Source organism: Lachnoclostridium sp. An131 (assembly GCF_002160825.1).
GTDB lineage: Bacteria > Bacillota > Clostridia > Lachnospirales > Lachnospiraceae > Laedolimicola.
In genome coordinates, this window is record NZ_NFLI01000016.1 from 40,520 (window position 1) to 57,732 (window position 17,213).

Genomic DNA, 17,213 nt, shown 5'->3' on the forward strand with positions numbered 1-17,213 from the left:
CTGTGAAAACAGCCGTATTCCTACAGAAGAGTGATGGTGCGCCGGGAAATCCGGATCAGCCCCTCCTTCTTCATTTTCCCCAGCTCACGGATCATGGCGCTGCGGTTGACAGAAAGAAAATCGGCGAAGTCGATCATGGTAAAGGGCAGCTCGAAGGTCGTATTTTTAGTTTCGGCCGCCAGCTGCATGAAATAGCACATAAGCTTTTCCCGGATGCTGCGCTGGCTTAAGACCTCTACCCGCTCGCTCAAGGCCCGTGTTTTGTCAGACAGGAGCTGCAGCAGGTTCCGGATTAACTGAGTATGGCATGCGCAGGCGTTCTGGCAGGTCCGGGTCAGGCTTTGATAGTCGATGAACAGAACCTGGCAGTCAGTCTGACAGACTACCGCGATACAGGAATCATCGCTTGGCACAAAGGAAAGATGCTCTCCGAAAATTCCTTTGGGCGACAGGTTTTCCAGGATGCTCCGGGTTCCGTTGTATTCATAGCGGATGACGGAAGCCTGGCCGTTCAGCAGAATTCCTACGATTTTGCGGGGAGTGTCAAAGGAGTAGATCTCTTCTCCGGCAAAAAAGCTGCGTTTCTGCGCTTTCATGCAGCTCAGCATCCGCTGGCAGTCCTTTTCGCAGATGTCTTGAAATAATAAGGTTTCCGAGTAATCCATGCCTGGTATGTTTCCTCTCTTGTGTATTTTCCGGCGCTTTGACAGGCTGGAAGAGGACTGCTTTTATCCGATGGATAGAGGCTGTGCTTCAGCAGTCCGATTTTCTTAAGTATTGCATAAAAATGTTGCAAAAGCAACAGAATATATGAAAAACTTTTGATATAAACTAGGTATACGAGAGATATAGCTGACTCTCTTCAAAAAAGGAAAACAGAGAAACAGATTAGGAGGAAAAATCATGAAAAAATATGTTTGTGTTCCCTGTGGATATGTATATGATCCGGAAGTAGGCGATCCGGACAGCGGAATCGCTCCCGGTACTGCATTCGAGGATCTTCCCGATGACTGGACATGCCCGATCTGCGGTGTAGGCAAGGATGATTTCGAGCCGGAAGAGTAAGGAAGCAGCCGGAAAAGCAGTTTTCTGATGATAGAGGGTATCTCAAAGACCAGGCAATGATCTTTGGGATACCCTCTTTTGACGGCTTCAAAGCCTTTTGAATAGTCAGTTCTTTGCTGTGAAGCTTAAAATAGATTCTATGATTTTACTTTGCATTCCCTTTAGCGACCCCTGCGCCATCTCGGGCTTTCCGCCGCCCTTCCCCTGAAATGCCTCGTTGAGATGCCTGCACAGGGGCCGGACATCTTCTGTATGACTGCCAAGAATATAGCGCCAGCCGTTTATGTCACTTCCGGAAAAAACGCAGACAATCCCTTTGCAGCGCGCGGTCAGCAGATTAACAAGCTCCCGGCAGGCATCCATGTCGAGATTTTCCTCGAAAAAAACGGGATTGGCAGTTCCTTCGGAAACAGAAGCAGCCTTCTCCTGTATTCTGGTGAGATTTTGCTGCATAAGCTGTCCTTTCAGTTCATAAGCCTCCTGTCTGAGGCGTTCGACAGCCTCAGTCACCCGGTTTTCCTTGGCGGAGAGAAGTACCGAGATGGATTTGACGCTGCCTTCCTTTTCCCTGTAGTCCAAAAGAGCGCGGCTGCCTGCCAGCAGATTCACCCGGACGCCGCCCCGATGGCTCTGCACGCTGGTCAGCTTGACCAGGCCGATTTCACCGGTACGCTCCACATGAGGCGCACAGCAGGCGCAGACATCAATGCCGGGAATTGTGACAATCCGGACCTGGCCTTCGATTTCGATCTTGCTTCTGTATTTCAGATGATTCAGCTCTTCCCTGGAAGGATAGGAAATCTGTACGGGAATATTGGCAAAAACCGCTTCGTTGGCTGCAGTCTCGAGCTCTGCCAGCTCCTCCCTTGTGATGACGCCGTTAAAATCCAGCGTTACCTCCTGCTCTCCAAGGTGAAAGCCTACATTGTCATAACCGAAACGGGCGTGCACCAGCCCGGAGACAATATGCTCTCCTGAATGCTGCTGCATACGGGAAAAGCGTTTTTGCCAGTCGAGCTGACCTGTGACCCGGGAGCCCGGCTCCAGTGGAGTCCTCGCGTAGTGCCAGATGCCGTTCTTGTCTTCCCGGGTATCGAATATTTCTACCGTATTTAAGAAGCCGGAATCACCGGATTGTCCGCCGCCTTCGGGAAAGAAGGCTGTCCTGTCGAGGCTGATACGCCAGAAATCTTCAAATTTCTCACAGGCTGTTACGGTTGCCTGGAACTCTTTCAGATGGCTGTTTTCATAGTAGAGCCGTTTTGTCATTTGGTCTGTCCTCCCTGTATCTGAATGAAGCTTTGCATTCTTGGTTTTTAGTATAGCATGTTGTCAGAGGATATGCACGGAAAAATGAGAGGACAGGTACAGGCTTCGGGGTTCAGCAGCATTCCCGGAGAAGGTAATCGCAGAAGATGGCAATCAGATCTCTGGGATAGGGAACCTTATGTGACCAGGCGGAGCTTCCGGTCATCTGAATGAGAAGCTGTTCTCCGCCATTTTTCATCATGACGTCACGAATGGTTCGGATGTCACGTTCTACGCTTGTGATGGTAGTCCTGAATTCTGATGCGACGATGATATAGATTTCTTTTTGGATGCTCTGCAGACGATCTGGGTCCTGGACGGCTAATTCCACGGAACGGATGAAGTATTGGTAGCCGCAATAGTAGTTGAACACCCCGGCCCTATGGAGCAGCAGCTGAATCTTTTGCCTCATAATACAAATTCTCCCTCTTTTGTGAAAATAGCAAATACGGAGAGCCGTTTGCCTGTGGAAATTATATCTTGAAAAGGATAATATTAACAGGCAATGAAGCGGAATAGACAGTAATCGACAAAAAAAGCCCCTATTTATTCAGATACTTATAGGTTCTATAAGTACTGTTCTCTGTTTTAATTGATATAATCCGAAAATTACAATTGGATGAACAAAAAGTGGATTTACAGAGGCATAAAAGAGGATAAACAGAGTATTTTAAGGGAACAGAATGTCGGAATACTATAAAATACAGAAATATAGAAAATTGTGTATTTATCTCTTGTAATACCGCAGACTTCATGATACGATACGCAAAGAAGAATTATTTCAGAGATAAAAGGAATGTATCATGATAGAGGTGCGGATTTCATCAGTACTCTGCGGCAAAAGGCTCGGGAGCCGCCGGAGGGAAAAGGGGAAGCCGCCGAAGGAATCCATCAGCGTCCCGGAGCAAGGATTCCTGGGCTGCTGCAGAAGATGCAGCAGACTGTCACAGGGCTGTGGAGAGCTATCATTGGCATAGAAAGACAGAGACCATGAACGCGCAGTCAGATTTGTGTTCATGGCTTTTTTATTGTTATGGTCAGCGGAGGCCAGGCAAAAGCGTGTGCGTCCATTTGGCTTAAATTTCATTTGAGCTCATCTGCAGCGTTCTTTGGGCGGCAGATGTCAGATAAATTCTTAAGAAAAGAGGGTAAGAGGTTATGTATGTAACTGGAAAACGAAAAGGGATTGCAGCGCTGTTTCTGCTGGTAATTCTGACTGCGGGTATGGCTTTTCCAGCCCTGGCGGCTGAGACAGAGGCGGCGGAATACGTGCCTTCCATGTATGCCACCTTTTGGGCTTTGGTGCCGCCTATTGTGGCTATCGGGCTTGCGCTGATCACCAAAGAGGTGTATTCCTCTCTGTTCCTGGGAATTTTGGTGGGAGGACTCTTCTACTCGAATTTCAGCTTTGAGGGGACGGTGCTGCACGTTCTGGAGGATGGGATTGTGTCAGTGCTTTCTGATTCCTACAACGTAGGAATTCTGGTATTTTTGGTGATCCTGGGCGCCATGGTATCTTTGATGAACCGGGCCGGAGGCTCCGCGGCCTTTGGCCGATGGGCCGGGGAGCGCATCAAGAGCCGGGTGGGAGCCCAGCTCGCTACGATTGCTCTGGGTGTGCTGATTTTTATAGACGACTATTTCAACTGCCTGACTGTGGGAAGTGTTATGCGACCTGTGACAGACAAAAATCAGATCTCGCGGGCCAAGCTTGCCTACCTTATCGATGCAACAGCGGCGCCTGTCTGTATCATTGCACCCATTTCTTCCTGGGCGGCGGCTGTGACAGGCTTTGTGGAGGGAGAGGACGGGCTGTCCCTTTTTATCCGGGCTATCCCCTATAACTTTTATGCGCTTTTGACCATTGTAATGATGATTGCCATCGCTGTGATGAACTTTGATTACGGTCCTATGAAGCTTCATGAGGATAACGCCAGAAAAGGCGATCTTTATACGACGCCGGATCGTCCCTATGCTAGTGCGGAGGCTTTGGATTCTGCAGGGGCCGGGAGTGTCAAGGATCTTCTGATTCCCATCGTGTCTCTGATCATCTGCTGCGTCGCGGGAATGCTTTATACGGGCGGATTTTTCAGCGGTACGGATTTTGTGACTGCCTTCTCCAACAGTGATGCGTCTGTGGGCCTGGCGCTTGGAAGCATGTTTGCCATGGTCATTACGGTATTTCTTTATGTGGTCCGCAAGGTGCTGTCCTTCGGGGACTGCATGGACTGCATTCCTGAGGGCTTTAAGGCCATGGTTCCTGCTATTCTGATTCTGACCTTCGCCTGGACGCTGAAGGCTATGACAGACAGTCTGGGAGCGTCGGAATATGTGGCGGCGCTGATCAAGAGCAGCTCTGAGGGAATTGTGAATCTGCTGCCGGCTATTATTTTTGTAGTGGGATGCCTGCTGGCCTTTGCAACGGGAACCTCCTGGGGAACCTTCGGTATCCTGATTCCGATAGTAGTGGATGCCTTTTCGCAGACAAATCCGACGTTGATGACCATCGCAATCTCTGCATGTATGGCAGGAGCCGTATGCGGGGATCACTGCTCACCGATTTCAGATACGACGATTATGGCTTCGGCAGGGGCTCAGTGTAATCATGTCAACCATGTCTCTACGCAGCTTCCTTATGCCATCAGTGTGGCTGCTATTTCCTTCCTGGCCTATATCGTGGCAGGCTTCGTGCAGACGGCATGGATTGCTCTTCCGGTGGGAATTATTCTGATGCTGGCATTTCTTGTAGTGGTAAAGAGGGGTTATGGAGAGAAGAGCTCCTGATATTTCTGTAAACGGCTTTCTTTGCTGGCGGTTCCGATAAAATTGGAAAAAACAAAGGGCGCGCAGAATCATTTGGTCTAACGATTCTGCACGCCCTTTGTTTTAAAAAAGAAAAAGATGGCTGACAACGACCATCTTTTGAAAGAACGGCTTTAAATGCCGTGTTCTATAATACAGCATTTCTTCAAATCCTGTTTGACTACATTTTGACTACATGGATATAAATAACAATCAGAAAGGAGAAATCGTTCAGCATGGTATCGGTCTTAAACACTTCTGCTATTCATCAGAAAACATTATCGTCTGGATAATGCGTCATAATATCTTCAACGTTACAATTCAAAATATTACACAATTTACCTATGGTGTTTACTTCTACATTCTTATTATGTCTTAGTCTGTTTAGTTGGGAATGATTCATATGATAACGAGTATACAAATCATATTGAGTAATTCCCTTAGACTTCATTGTTTCCCACAACTTGTCATATTTTATCATTTCACGCTTTTCCGCTTTCTTACAGTATTTGTATTCATTACCATTGTTGTTAGTTTGCTTTACTTACAATACGGACGTGACGTTAAAGTGGAAACAGGTAGTTTAAATTGCTCCAGTGAATTTTATGAGCAAAAATTGAATGTTATAGCGAATAAGCTCTTTGTTTCAAATAAAGAAAAGTTTGCTGAAAAAATGATAGAACGATGTATAGATAACACTTTTCATGAGGTGCGTTTTTCGTATGACATAACAGGATATCCAAATAGAATATATATTTCTGTTTATCCAAATGAATTAAGTCGAAAGCTTGGTGTTAATCATTTTACAATTTTATATCGAGCAGGCACAGAAAGTGATTACGTCTACAATGTCAAAGACCACCCGGAAATGTTCAAAATCAAGATTGAAACCGAATGACAGTATTATATTAGAGTGATATAATGTTGTAGGAAAAAGTTGATAAAATTGGAAGTTGTGGTGGAAAAGAAATAAACAAGGGGAATGAATAATGTCAGTACAAATAGATTTTGAAAAAGAATTTGAAGCAGAAGAATATGAAATGCTTATTTTAGTACAATCATCATGTAAAGGGGCAGTAATCATAAAAGATATGTTGAAACCATCTGTTGATTTTTTTGCGTCCATAGATTTGCGTACAGGTCAGTTCTCTCATGAGAAAGGTCGTCTTGAATGGCTTATAAAAAATGACAATGCTCGTAAGGGATGGGGGTATGAATTTGAACAATTCGGTATTTATCGTGTCACTGTCAGAAAATGTATACCACAAGATCAGACACAATATATGAACAATAGATATATGCTTATCAATGTGCTTGAAGAAAATGCTTCAAATGAAAAATTGGAGACTTTGAAAGAATATTATTCTAAACCAATTTCTATAGAAAATGAATTAGGTTCTTTTGCCTTAGATAGAGAATTTTCATGGTTTGAAGGAATTGTCAATTGGAATGGAGTAGAAGCACATGTCTATTTAGAAACCGATGAGGAGGATGGAGATACAGCCAAACAGGCAATGAAGGTATTAAAAAGGGTAGTAGATAATATTGTGGAGAATGATATAAAGTACCGTGAATTTGCGGCAGAAGAACTCACAGAACTGGCAAATGAATGGATGGACGCATCAGATGAAATTGATACAGAAGAAATCACAAAAGAGATATTTATGAAGCGTATGGAAATGAGTGAAATAATGGTTAGCTCAAATGGAAGTTTATCTTTGTTTTACGATGATGATGATATGTTCTGGGGACATGTTATTGAAATAGAGGTTGATCCAAGTGGAGAGATTATAAGTGCTCAGATAGCAGGATGACTTGATTCTTCCGGTGGTTCTGTTGAAATTGACGAATATGTTGAGGATTGTGCAAAAAGGGAGCTATTTGAGGAAATAGGTATCATAGCGGAAGAATTGGAGGTTGTGGGAGAGAATATGATATGAATTTAACATATAAGAGAGCAACGAAAAATAAAGAAAAGCAGATTGAAAATGTTATCTCATTTTAGGAATGATTCCTGTTTGACTACATACTTGACTACATAGGATTTTTTCAAAAAATGAAAAGTGCCGGAAGCCTTGAAAAATCAAGGCTTCCGGCACTTTCTGAAGCAGGGGATGAGAGAATCGAACTCCCACTAAGGGTTTTGGAGACCCCTGTCATGCCATTTGACCAATCCCCTGTGTGAAACGTACCTATTATTTATAGCATAGACCCTTCTCAATGTCAAGCAAATCTTTTGAAAGAATTTAATCCCTGTACTATTTTTAATTGAATAGTATTTATATATTTTTAGTACTTGACAATACATAGTAGTTGGTATAATCTAATATCAGAGAAGAGCATAAACCTATGAGGCGGCAGGCGGGGAGGGATTGTATGAACCCACAGTTTAAAAAAGGAGTGCTGGAGCTCATTGTGCTGGAATGTGTAAGGCGGAAGGACAGATATGGCTATGAGCTTGTGGAGGAGGTTTCCAAGGTCATAGATGTAAATGAAGGAACCATTTATCCGCTTTTGAAGCGTCTGACGAATGAACATTATTTCGAGACGTACCTGAGAGAATCATCAGAGGGACCGCCCAGAAAATATTATCATCTGACAGCGGCAGGGATCCTGTATCGGGATTCGCTGGAGGCCGAATGGGAAGAGTTCCAGCAGCAGGTCAGCAGATTTTTAGAGGAGGGCAGGACATATGAATAAAGAAACATTTCTGGAAGAGCTTCGGGGGTGCCTGGAGGTCCTGGAGGACCAGGAGCAGCAGGATATTTTGGAAGAATACGCGCAGCATATCGACATCAAAATACAGAATGGACAGAGTGAGGAGGACGCGATCCGCGATTTTGGACCGTTAAAGGAGCTGGCGGCAGAGATCCTGGAGGCTTATCATGTGAAACCGGAATTTGGGGAGGGCAGAGGAAGAAAAGGGCTCCCGGGAATCGGAAGCGTGAATCTGAAAGCAGGAGAGAAAAAGCTCCGTGGCTTTGGGACAGCTTTAAGGAACGGACTGGCGGCGGCCGGGAATGGAATCGGAAGAGCTTTCCGAAGCGTGGGGCGTGCAGGAAAGAGATTTTTTTGCTGGATTGCAAGTCCTTTTCGCAAAAGAAGAGAGGCGGGAGAGGGCAGGCAGGATGGCGCGGCGGAAATTCCGGAGATAAACCGGACGGAAAGGGCCGAAGCCGGGAAGGCAGCGCCTTACGGTTTTCTGAAAAAGCTGGGGCATGGAATCGGAAGCCTGATTTGCTGGTTTCTGAGGCTGTGCTGGAATATTTTCTGGCTGTTTTTTGCTCTGTGTACAGGCTGCTTTGCACTGGCTGCCCTGTTTGGGTTCGGGATGATGCTGATCCTGCTGTTCCAGGAATATCCGCTTGGTGGAGCGACGCTGGTATGCCTGGGCTGCTTTCTGGCAGGAGGAAGCATGGCAGGTATCTGTATGAGCCTGATCCGCCGGAAGGAGCAGAAGAAGGAAGCGGATAAAGGACCAGGCAAGGAACCGGCAGAAGGGCAGGCAGGTGTCAGCTCGGGAGCTGGAGCAGAGCTGGAGACAAAGGAAGCGCCTGAAGAATCAGAACCGGAAAATGATGGGGACAGAGAGCCGGAGGAAGAATGGCAGGAGGTGCAGAAATGAGAAGATGTCATAAAATACTGCTTGGGGTGCTCTGCGGCGGCGTGCTGCTGTGCGGGATTGGAACAGGAGCCGCCCTTGTGGAATTTTCATCCCTTGCATATGCGGGGGAGCGTACGATAGGCGAAGTCAGAATGGAAACAGTTACGCTGGAGGAAGAGATTGATCCGGAGGCAGGAACGTGGCACCTGGCTGACAGCTTTCCCTGGTCTGCAGAAATAGGGCTTGAGACAGATGAAACAGTGCCGGAGAATACCGTCCGTTTTCAGGTGACCTACAATGCGGCCCGGGTTACGCCGCAGGTACAGGCTTCTGTCTACACAAATGAGTATTGGGATGAAAATGATGAATATGTGACAGAGGAGTACCCGGTATTGGAGCTGTATTGCCTTTGGGAGCATCAGGATGACATGAAGCTTTTTATGGAGCTTAAGGATCAGTTTCTTGCGGATTTGAAGGAGGGGAAGATAGCGTCCTATCAGGAGCCGGTATATGTGGAGCGTGTAGAAATCCGGATCAATCCGGCCAACGAAGACGACGTCGATTTCTCCTGACAGGCAGCCGTAAGAATTTTGTAAGAAATCCCACGGAGCTTTTGTAAGAAATTTGGTTTATTCTGTGACCATACCTGAAAGCGCGCAAAATATATGTTCGGTCCGAGTGCAGATTCCGGGCTGAAAAGCAGGTATGGAGACAGAAAAAGGAGACGGAACGAGATGAACGAATGTGTGCTGGTGGTGGATGATGACCGGGAGATCGTAAAAGCGATAGCGCTGCTGCTGGAAAAGGAGGGCTATCAGGTACTGAAGGCCTACGACGGCCTGGAGGCGCAGGAGCTTGCGGCAGAGAAGCCGGTCCGGCTGATTATCATGGATGTGATGATGCCGCGCCTGGATGGATTGTCGGCGGTCATGAAAATCAGGGAACGAAAAAATATCCCGATTATTGTTCTGAGCGCAAAGAGCGAGGAGACGGATAAGATCCTCGGGCTTTCCATGGGAGCGGACGATTATGTGGCGAAGCCTTTTTCTCCCCAGGAGCTTGCGGCCAGAGTAAAGAGCCATCTTCGGCGCTATACGATGCTTGGCGATATTCATGCGGAATCCATGGAAGACAGCATTCAAAACGGACGCCTCTGCTACCGGCTTTCTGAGCGGACGCTTTACGCGGACGGAGAGCCGGTGAGGCTGACAGCCACAGAGACAAGGATTGTGGAGCTGCTGATGAGAAATCTGGGCCGGATCTTTCCGGCAGAGGAGATCTACAGCCGTGTCTGGGAGGAAGAGGCTTTTTCCGCAGAGAATACGGTCATGGTCCATATCCGGCGCATTCGGGAAAAGATCGAGCTTAATCCGAAAAAACCAGAATATTTGAAGGTGGTGTGGGGAATTGGATACAAAATGGAAAAAATGCAGGATTATCGTTAGCTTTACAGCCTTCTTCCTGGGCATGACGCTGCTCCTCGTGAATTTCTTTTCGATGCTGCGTCTGCTGGCAGAGACGGATTATCAGGCGGGGAGCGATTACCAGAGGACAGAAGAATTTGCGGACTATATGTCGGGGTGTCTGGAGACACTGATAAGCGCGGCAGCCGGAGGCGAGAACTGGGACGGCGGCAGCTACAGCTCTGATACGGCAGCAGGTTACGTCTATGAAGAGGCAGTGAGCTCAGAGGCCGGAGGCTTTGACTTCTCAGACTGGATGCGGAGTACCTTTGGTGTGTCAGTGGGAAGCACAGAAGTGACCGGAGAGACAACAGCAGAGGAGACGTCTGGCGTCCAGAACAGCAGGGAAAACTACCGGGATTCTTATATGGAAGAGCTGTCTGAAGACAGAAATATTCTATTTGCGGTGATGTACCAGGGAGAGCTCCTTTATACAAATCTGGATGGCCTGACTGCGCAGGAGACGGAAGAAGAGGGAACGCCGGATTTTGCATCCTATCTTCCGGAAGAGGAGTACAACTTTACTCTCTGCTACAATGCGGCCGGGGACGGCAAGGTTGAGATTGTCAAGGACGGCGAGCCTGTGGATGTCTATGGCGATGGAATATACAGGCAGGACAGCCGCTGGCAGGTACCGGGCTATGCCAATTTTGAGGCGGAGGGAAATGCAAGAGAAGCGGTAGTCTTTCTGGCGGCGGCCAGGGAACCCAGGCTTTATATGGAAACCACTGCGCAGGGAACGATACAGAGAGGCGGAACGCTGTACTATATACAGGAGAATCTGCGGAACCAGAGGTGGCTGTCCAGAGTAGAGGCAGTCCGTGTGGGAGCGGCTCTCCTTCTTTTGCTGCTGGCCTTTTGCCTGCGTGCCTCTCTTCGGGAAGCGCGGAAACAGATTGGCAGCTGGCTCGGAAAGCTCTGGATCGAAGGGAAGCTGCTTGTATTCTGGGGGATTCCTTTCCTCTTCCTGTTTGTGGGCTTCCTGACAGGCTCCCTCGGACTTATGCTTTCTCAGGGAACAGGGCTGGCGCTGCTCTTCTGGCTGCTTTATTTTGGATTTCTTGACAGAAGGTACAATAAGGGCAGGCAGAGAAGCCTTCTGCGTCCATTCCGGGAAAGCCTGCGGACCAGGGATTTGGAACGGCCGCTGCAGAAAAGGCTTGTGAGAAGGCAATGGCTGGCTTTCGCGCCGTGCCTGCTTCTTTTGGCAGTTCTGGCATGGTTTTTCCTGCTTTTGTGGGATGTGATGTACTGGAAAGCAGTGGTTCTGCTCCTTTTGATTCTGCTCATCTGCGGAGTGCTGGTCCTGGGATGCAGCCTGGTCTATCTGAAGAAAAACAGAAGGCTGGCTGAGGACATCGGAGCCTTGGCAGACCGGATAGCCAGGGTGCGTGCAGGAGAGCTTTCGGAGCAGCTGGAGCTTCCGGAGGATACCGATCTGAGAGAGGCGGCAGAAAACCTGAATGAGATTTCTCAGGGGATGGAAAAGGCTCTGGAGGAACGGACAAAGAGTGAGCGGATGAAGGTAGAGCTGGTGGCGAATGTCTCCCATGATCTGAAGACGCCGCTGACCTCTATTGTAAGCTATATTGAGCTGCTGCAGCAGGAGGAAGAGCTCACAGAGCATGTCAGGGATTATATCCGGATTCTCGGAGAAAAATCGGAGCGTCTGAAAAATATGGTGCAGGATGTGTTTGAGGTGAGCAAGGCGGCCTCCGGGCAGCTGCCTGTCCATCTGGAGGAGCTGGATTTCGGAAAGCTTCTGCGGCAGACCCTGGCAGATATGAATGTCCAGATAGAAAAAAGCGGGCTCTTCTTTCGCGTGGCGGTTCCGGATGAGCCTGTGCTGATCCGGGCAGACGGGCAGCGGCTGTACCGGGTGTTTCAGAATCTGATTCAGAACGCGCTTCAGTATTCTCTGAAGGGCTCCAGGGTTTACCTGACGCTCTCGGAGGAGAATGGCACAGCCTGTGCGTCGGTCAAAAACACCTCGGCAGCAGAGCTGGACGGAGGTGTGGATTTTACAGAACGCTTTGTGCGGGGAGATTTAAGCCGCAGCGACGGCGGAAGCGGTCTTGGCCTTTCTATCGCCAGAAGCTTTACGGAGGCCTGCGGCGGGAAATTCCAGGTGAAGGTGGAAGCGGATCTTTTTGTGGCCTCTGTGACCTTTCCGGTAAAACCTGCATAAATCATAATAGAAAAGAATAGGGAGAGAGGATGTTCCGGGCTGTGAATCGCTTAACGCTGCAGGGAGCATCCTTTTTTCAGCGGCGCTGCGAAAGCAGGACAGGAACGAAAACGGGGGCGGTTCATGTGGAAGAAGTATTTCTGGACCGGGCGAGGCAGATACATAAGGAAAATCCGGTAGCTGACGCACATTTTGATCTGGCTGCGGAGGTGTATGAAAGGAGGCTTGCCGGAGAACGGAACGTGGTGGAGCGAAGGTATCTGCCGCATTTCCGTGAGGCCAGCCTGAACGTACTGGTGTCGTCCGTGTACGTGTCAGGGAGGGATTTGCCGGAGCTGGGGCTCAGAAAAGCGCTGGGGCAGATCACGGCGCTTCGTGAGGATCTGGAGGCTGCCAGTGATCAGATCTGTGTGGTGACCAGAAAAGAGGAGCTGGATAAGGCCCTCTGGGCAAAGAAAATTGCGGTAATTCTGTCTCTGGAGGGGCTGGATCCTCTGGGCAGTGATCTGATGCTTCTTAGGACCTTTTATGATCTGGGCGTGCGGGGGGCCAGCCTTACCTGGAGCAGAAGAAATGCTTTTGCCACAGGCTGCTGCAAGGCGGGAGAGTACAGGGAGATTCCGGGCGGTCTGACGGAGCTTGGCCGCGAGGCGGTAAGCGAGCTAGAAGCGCTCGGCATGTACCTGGATGTGAGCCATTTGAATAACGAGGGCTTTGCTGAGGTGTGCGCCTGTGCGAAGAAGCCGTTTACTGCCAGCCATTCTAATGCCTGGAGCGTTCATAAGAGCTATCGGAACCTGAAAGACGATCAGATAGAAGCGATTGCAGCGCGCGGGGGCGTCATAGGGCTCAACGCCTGCGCGCTGCTGACAGGCGCAGGTCCGGAGGCTGCAGGGCACAAGGCAGGAGAATTGTCTCCTGCCCTGCAGTCCCCCGGAGTCCCAGGTGGAGCTTTGGGTTCTGCCCGCGAGGCGGCAATGACTCAGCTCTGCCGCCATGCGGAATATCTGGTTTCAAAGGCGGGAGACGCACATGTAGGCTGCGGCTTTGATCTCTGCCGCGGGCTCTCTGAGGCCACTCCCAGGATTTATTTTGAGACGGAGGATGACGATATCCTGGCTCATCACGGGGAGATGGTGAAGCTTACGGCAATGCTTCTGGCGCGGGGAATGCGGGAGGACACCGTAATTGGGCTGATTGGAGAAAATTTCCTGCGTTTTTTCCGTGAGAGGCTTGGGTAAGCTGCCTGCAGAAGCCTGAAAGGGCGCCGGCAGAAGGCTGAGGCGGAGAAGCCGGCAGAAGCAGGCAGTGGACGCTCCTTCTGCCGGAATCCTTCTCAGAGCTGGGAAATAAAATATTTCAGCAGAAGGGACCCGTCTGCGGCGTCTCTCCGGGCGTGTGCAAAGCATAGGCGCTCTGGATGCCATTGAACCCCGAAGACGGGAAAGCGCTCATGATACAGGGCTTCTACAACAAAGTCCTGAGCGTACTGGGCCGCGCGCAGCCCTGTGCCGAAAGAGGCTATGGCCTGATGATGGGCGCTGTTGACTACAGAGCAGGCTCCGTACAGCTGGAACAGGAAGGTCCCTCTGGCAGCCTTTGTAGTGTGAATTCTGTCTCCTCCGTTCCAGGCATGGATAGATAAGGAGGCGGGATTCAGATCCTGGCGGATGGTTCCGCCGAACCCGGCGTTGATGAGCTGAAGCCCCTTGCAGATGCCAAGGACAGGCTTTCCGGCCTGGATAAACGCATGCAGCAGGGAAAACTGAATCCTGTCCAGCGCCTCATCGATATTCCGCGATCCCTGGTTCTCGGAATGGAGCAGAGACGGGGAGATATCACCTCCGCCGGGCAGCACAAGCCCGTCGCAGAGGCAGGCGAGGGAGTTTACATTTCGAAAATGTTCCGGGACAAGCTGTTCCGGAGAGGGGCAGAGCACAGAAACGGACGTGCCGAGCATGGAAAACGCGTTCCGGTAATGGACGGTCTGGGCTTCATAGCCGGCGATCAGAATATGTTTCATATTTAAGACAGCCTTTTTGTATAAATATATGGCAAAAATGAAGAAAAAGACGCGGCTGCTTCGTTATGAATATGTAAATACCTGCGGCTGGTGCAAAAGCAGGAAGTTTTAAACTTTTTTTAAGATTTTATGAAGATGCTTGATCTTAAAATGCAATGTGTTATTGTATTAAGGGATTAATACAATAACACAAAAAGGAAAAGACAGAATGGAGACAAGGAGAATAGGATGAGCGCATTGGTGGAGGTGAAAGACATCTGCAAGGTCTATAACCCTGGCGAGAATGAGGTGAGGGCGTTGGATCATGTAAGCCTTTCTATAGAAAAGGGAGAGTTCGTGGCGATTATCGGCCAGTCGGGCTCCGGAAAATCCACGCTGATGAACATGCTGGGCTGTCTGGATGTGCCTACGTCCGGAAAGTATTATCTGAATGGCCGGGATGTGTCTACGCTGACAGACGACGAGCAGTCGGATATCCGCAACCGGGAGATAGGCTTTATCTTTCAGGGCTTTAATCTGATCAGCAATCTGACAGCGCAGGAAAATGTGGAGCTTCCGTTGATTTACCGGGGAGTGCCCAAGAGGGAACGGGAGCGTCTGGCGGTGGAGTCCCTGAAAATCGTAGGGCTTTCGCACCGGATGGATCACAAGCCGAATGAGATGTCCGGCGGACAGCAGCAAAGGGTGGCGATCGCAAGAGCGATTGCGGCGAAGCCCCCGGTGATTCTGGCTGATGAGCCTACCGGAAACCTGGATTCGGCCTCCAGTAAGGAGATTCTTCAGATCCTGAAGGAGCTGTACAAAGGCGGGAGAACGGTGATCCTGATTACTCACGATAATGGTATTGCAGCCCAGGCAAAGAGAGTGATCCGCATCCTGGACGGCAGGATTGAATCGGATACGATCAATCCCGATGTGACCTTCTGATAGAAAATACGCATAAGGCGATGAATGCAGACGAGGAGAATAAGTAATGTTTGGAAGAAAGAAAAAATTTGACGAATCCGAAGACATGGAGCTTTTGAGCGGGGAGGCCGGAAGTACAGAGCCTTCGGAAAGAAGCCTTCTGGATGAATGGGAGGATGACCAGGAGGCGCAGGAAGAGGAGGAGCGGAAATCCAGCTTCTTCGGAAGGCGGAAGAAGAAGGAGAAGGCGGAAAAGCCGAAAAAGGAGAAGCTTCCGCTTACGCCTGCGCAGAAGAAAAAGCGCAGGAAACGTATCATTATCGGAGGAATCGTTGCCGCCCTGCTGGCTGTCATGGTGCTTCCGAACCTGTTTGCGCCTGATGTGCTCCCGGTGGTTACGGTAGCGGAAGCCTCCCTTGGAAGCGTCCAGCAGGTTGTGGAAGGCAGTGGAACCGTACAGTCCGAGGAGGTTAAGACCTATTTCTCTCCGGTGGCGGCTACGGTAGACAGCTTCAGCCTGAAGGTGGGAGATACCGTAGAGGCAGGAGAGACTCTGCTGACCTATGACGCGGCTGAGCTGGATGAGCTTTATAAGCAGGCTGAGCTGACCGGAAGCGCGGCCAATTACAGCTACCAGGATTCCATTGCCAGGGACAATGAAAACGTGGCGGAATACAACCGTTCCACAGCAGCCCTGGAAATTATCAACCGCCAGCTGGATGAGGAGGATGACAACCTGGATCATCTGAACGACAGAGTGCGGGAATATACAGGATATCAGGGGGATTCCGCAAACAAGCTGTCTTCCCTGAAGGAGCAGCAGGCGCAGGCGCAGGCGGCTGTAGCAGCGCTGCAGGAGAAGCAGGCGGCTCTGGATGCGGCAAATACCGCGCTTAAATCATCCACCCTGGATCCGAATTCGGAAGATTACAAGAAGCTTCAGGATGCGGTGACTGTAGCGCAGGCAGAGGTAGAGGCAGCCACGCCCGCCGCCCAGGAAGCCCAGGCAAAGCTTCCGGAGCTGGAAAAGAGCATCCAGGAGGAGCAGGATCACTACAACAGCATCGTGATCAAGCTCGACGAATACCAGGGACGTCTGGAGGCTTCCCAGGAAAACAAGCAGAAGCTGGAGAGCAGCAAGGCGGAAGAGGAGGGAATCCAGGATTCCACCGACGCGTCGATTCTGTCCTCGGCGGCAAGGAGCGAGCTGGCGGCAAACAAGAATCTGAGCGACCTGAACGCACAGATGACAAAGGATGACATTACAGAGGGCAGGGAAGGAATTAAGGCCGAGTTTTCAGGAGTCGTGACAAGCGTATCTGCGGTGCCCGGCGGCCCTGCAGCTAAGGGCGGAGAGCTTTTTACGGTAGCCAGCAACGAAGATGTAGTCGTAGAGATGAGCATTACCAAATACGATCTGGAGAAAATGGCGGAGGGGCAGACGGCAGTTGTCACGCTGGCAGGCCATGAGTACACAGGAACTGTTACGGGCTTAAGCCGTATCGCGGAGGCAAACGCCCAAGGAACCCCGGTCGTAACCGCACAGATCAAGATTGAGAACCCGGACGAGAATATTTATCTGGGGCTGGAGGCTACGGTCACTGTGAACGGACAGGAAGCTAAGGATGTGCTGATTGTTCCCACAGAGTGCATCAATTCCGGACAGGACGGAAGCTTCTGCTATGTGGTGCAGGAGGACGGCACGCTGGTGAGAAAGAATGTAGAAACGGGACTGGCGGCTGACGATTATACGGAAATCAAATCCGGTCTGGAATTTGGCGACAGGGTGGTATCCGGCGGCATTACGGCCAGCATCCAGGAGGGAATGCGCGTAACGGCAGTGGAGGGATAAGG

Annotated in this window: 17 protein-coding genes, 1 tRNA gene, 1 pseudogene and 1 riboswitch; of the genes and pseudogenes, 13 read left to right on the forward strand and 6 right to left on the reverse strand. The window is 49.8% G+C overall.

The annotated features are described in order from the left end of the window. Positions 1-20 precede the first annotated feature (20 nt). Positions 21-665: a Crp/Fnr family transcriptional regulator gene (locus B5E77_RS13250; protein ID WP_087165829.1), complete on the reverse strand. Its 645-nt coding sequence runs from the start codon at positions 663-665 to the stop codon at positions 21-23. 238 nt (positions 666-903) lie between these two features. On the opposite strand from B5E77_RS13250, the gene rd reads away from it, so the two are divergent. After that, entirely contained in the window at positions 904-1,065 is a 162-nt protein-coding gene (gene rd, locus B5E77_RS13255; RefSeq protein ID WP_087165830.1) for a rubredoxin, read from the forward strand. Between the two features lie 105 nt (positions 1,066-1,170). Here rd and B5E77_RS13260 read toward each other — a convergent pair whose 3' ends face one another. Together B5E77_RS13260 and B5E77_RS13265 are read right to left on the reverse strand one after the other, a co-directional pair. After that, the gene (locus B5E77_RS13260) at positions 1,171-2,334 is read right to left on the reverse strand and encodes an alanyl-tRNA editing protein (protein WP_087165831.1); all 1,164 of its coding nucleotides are present in this window, start codon (positions 2,332-2,334) and stop codon (positions 1,171-1,173) included. 112 nt (positions 2,335-2,446) lie between these two features. Beyond that, positions 2,447-2,785: a sporulation initiation factor Spo0A C-terminal domain-containing protein gene (locus tag B5E77_RS13265; RefSeq protein WP_087165832.1), complete on the reverse strand. Its 339-nt coding sequence runs from the start codon at positions 2,783-2,785 to the stop codon at positions 2,447-2,449. 387 nt (positions 2,786-3,172) lie between these two features. Beyond that, positions 3,173-3,346: riboswitch (Lysine riboswitch) on the forward strand. A gap of 185 nt (positions 3,347-3,531) precedes the next feature. Between B5E77_RS13265 and B5E77_RS13275 the strand changes: the two genes are divergently transcribed. Continuing rightward, the gene (locus B5E77_RS13275) at positions 3,532-5,157 is read left to right on the forward strand and encodes a Na+/H+ antiporter NhaC family protein (protein ID WP_087165834.1); all 1,626 of its coding nucleotides are present in this window, start codon (positions 3,532-3,534) and stop codon (positions 5,155-5,157) included. Positions 5,158-5,443: 286 nt separating this feature from the next. Here B5E77_RS13275 and B5E77_RS13280 read toward each other — a convergent pair whose 3' ends face one another. After that, complete coding sequence (locus tag B5E77_RS13280; protein WP_087165835.1) at positions 5,444-5,656, reverse strand: helix-turn-helix domain-containing protein; 213 nt, start codon at positions 5,654-5,656, stop codon at positions 5,444-5,446. Between the two features lie 87 nt (positions 5,657-5,743). Here B5E77_RS13280 and B5E77_RS16835 point away from each other — a divergent pair, with 87 nt between their 5' ends. From B5E77_RS16835 to B5E77_RS17695, 3 genes and pseudogenes are all read left to right on the forward strand, one after another. Then, the gene (locus B5E77_RS16835) at positions 5,744-6,073 is read left to right on the forward strand and encodes a hypothetical protein (RefSeq protein WP_143468637.1); all 330 of its coding nucleotides are present in this window, start codon (positions 5,744-5,746) and stop codon (positions 6,071-6,073) included. Between the two features lie 91 nt (positions 6,074-6,164). After that, on the forward strand, positions 6,165-6,989 hold the full coding sequence (locus B5E77_RS13285; protein ID WP_087165836.1) for a DUF2262 domain-containing protein: 825 nt from the start codon (positions 6,165-6,167) through the stop codon (positions 6,987-6,989). Positions 6,990-7,010: 21 nt separating this feature from the next. Continuing rightward, positions 7,011-7,115: pseudogene (locus tag B5E77_RS17695) on the forward strand (NUDIX domain-containing protein); the annotation flags it as partial. Positions 7,116-7,283: 168 nt separating this feature from the next. Here the strand turns inward: B5E77_RS17695 and B5E77_RS13295 are convergent. Next, positions 7,284-7,354 (reverse strand) — tRNA-Trp (locus B5E77_RS13295). Positions 7,355-7,551: 197 nt separating this feature from the next. On the opposite strand from B5E77_RS13295, the gene B5E77_RS13300 reads away from it, so the two are divergent. From B5E77_RS13300 to B5E77_RS13325, 6 genes are all read left to right on the forward strand, one after another. Further along, positions 7,552-7,875 carry a PadR family transcriptional regulator gene (locus B5E77_RS13300; protein ID WP_087165837.1) on the forward strand — a complete coding sequence of 108 codons (324 nt, stop codon included), beginning with the start codon at positions 7,552-7,554 and terminating at the stop codon, positions 7,873-7,875. Further along, positions 7,868-8,800 (forward strand): DUF1700 domain-containing protein, encoded by a 933-nt coding sequence (locus B5E77_RS13305; RefSeq protein WP_087165838.1) that lies wholly within the window; start codon positions 7,868-7,870, stop codon positions 8,798-8,800. Before B5E77_RS13300 ends, B5E77_RS13305 begins: the two co-directional genes overlap by 8 nt. Beyond that, positions 8,797-9,351, forward strand: coding sequence for a hypothetical protein (locus B5E77_RS13310; protein ID WP_087165839.1), 555 nt, complete (start codon positions 8,797-8,799; stop codon positions 9,349-9,351). Before B5E77_RS13305 ends, B5E77_RS13310 begins: the two co-directional genes overlap by 4 nt. A gap of 162 nt (positions 9,352-9,513) precedes the next feature. Next, entirely contained in the window at positions 9,514-10,224 is a 711-nt protein-coding gene (locus B5E77_RS13315; protein WP_087165840.1) for a response regulator transcription factor, read from the forward strand. After that, complete coding sequence (locus B5E77_RS13320; protein ID WP_087165841.1) at positions 10,187-12,430, forward strand: sensor histidine kinase; 2,244 nt, start codon at positions 10,187-10,189, stop codon at positions 12,428-12,430. Before B5E77_RS13315 ends, B5E77_RS13320 begins: the two co-directional genes overlap by 38 nt. Before the next feature lie 41 nt (positions 12,431-12,471). After that, a complete protein-coding gene (locus B5E77_RS13325) occupies positions 12,472-13,671 on the forward strand; it encodes a dipeptidase (RefSeq protein WP_162609703.1) in 1,200 nt (399 codons plus the stop codon). Positions 13,672-13,766: 95 nt separating this feature from the next. On the opposite strand, the gene B5E77_RS13330 is transcribed toward B5E77_RS13325, so the two are convergent. Beyond that, on the reverse strand, positions 13,767-14,453 hold the full coding sequence (locus B5E77_RS13330; protein ID WP_087165843.1) for a gamma-glutamyl-gamma-aminobutyrate hydrolase family protein: 687 nt from the start codon (positions 14,451-14,453) through the stop codon (positions 13,767-13,769). A gap of 228 nt (positions 14,454-14,681) precedes the next feature. Between B5E77_RS13330 and B5E77_RS13335 the strand changes: the two genes are divergently transcribed. Together B5E77_RS13335 and B5E77_RS13340 are read left to right on the forward strand one after the other, a co-directional pair. Beyond that, a complete protein-coding gene (locus tag B5E77_RS13335) occupies positions 14,682-15,380 on the forward strand; it encodes an ABC transporter ATP-binding protein (protein WP_087165844.1) in 699 nt (232 codons plus the stop codon). A 46-nt stretch (positions 15,381-15,426) separates the two neighbouring features. After that, entirely contained in the window at positions 15,427-17,211 is a 1,785-nt protein-coding gene (locus B5E77_RS13340) for an efflux RND transporter periplasmic adaptor subunit (RefSeq protein ID WP_087165845.1), read from the forward strand. Positions 17,212-17,213 lie beyond the last annotated feature (2 nt).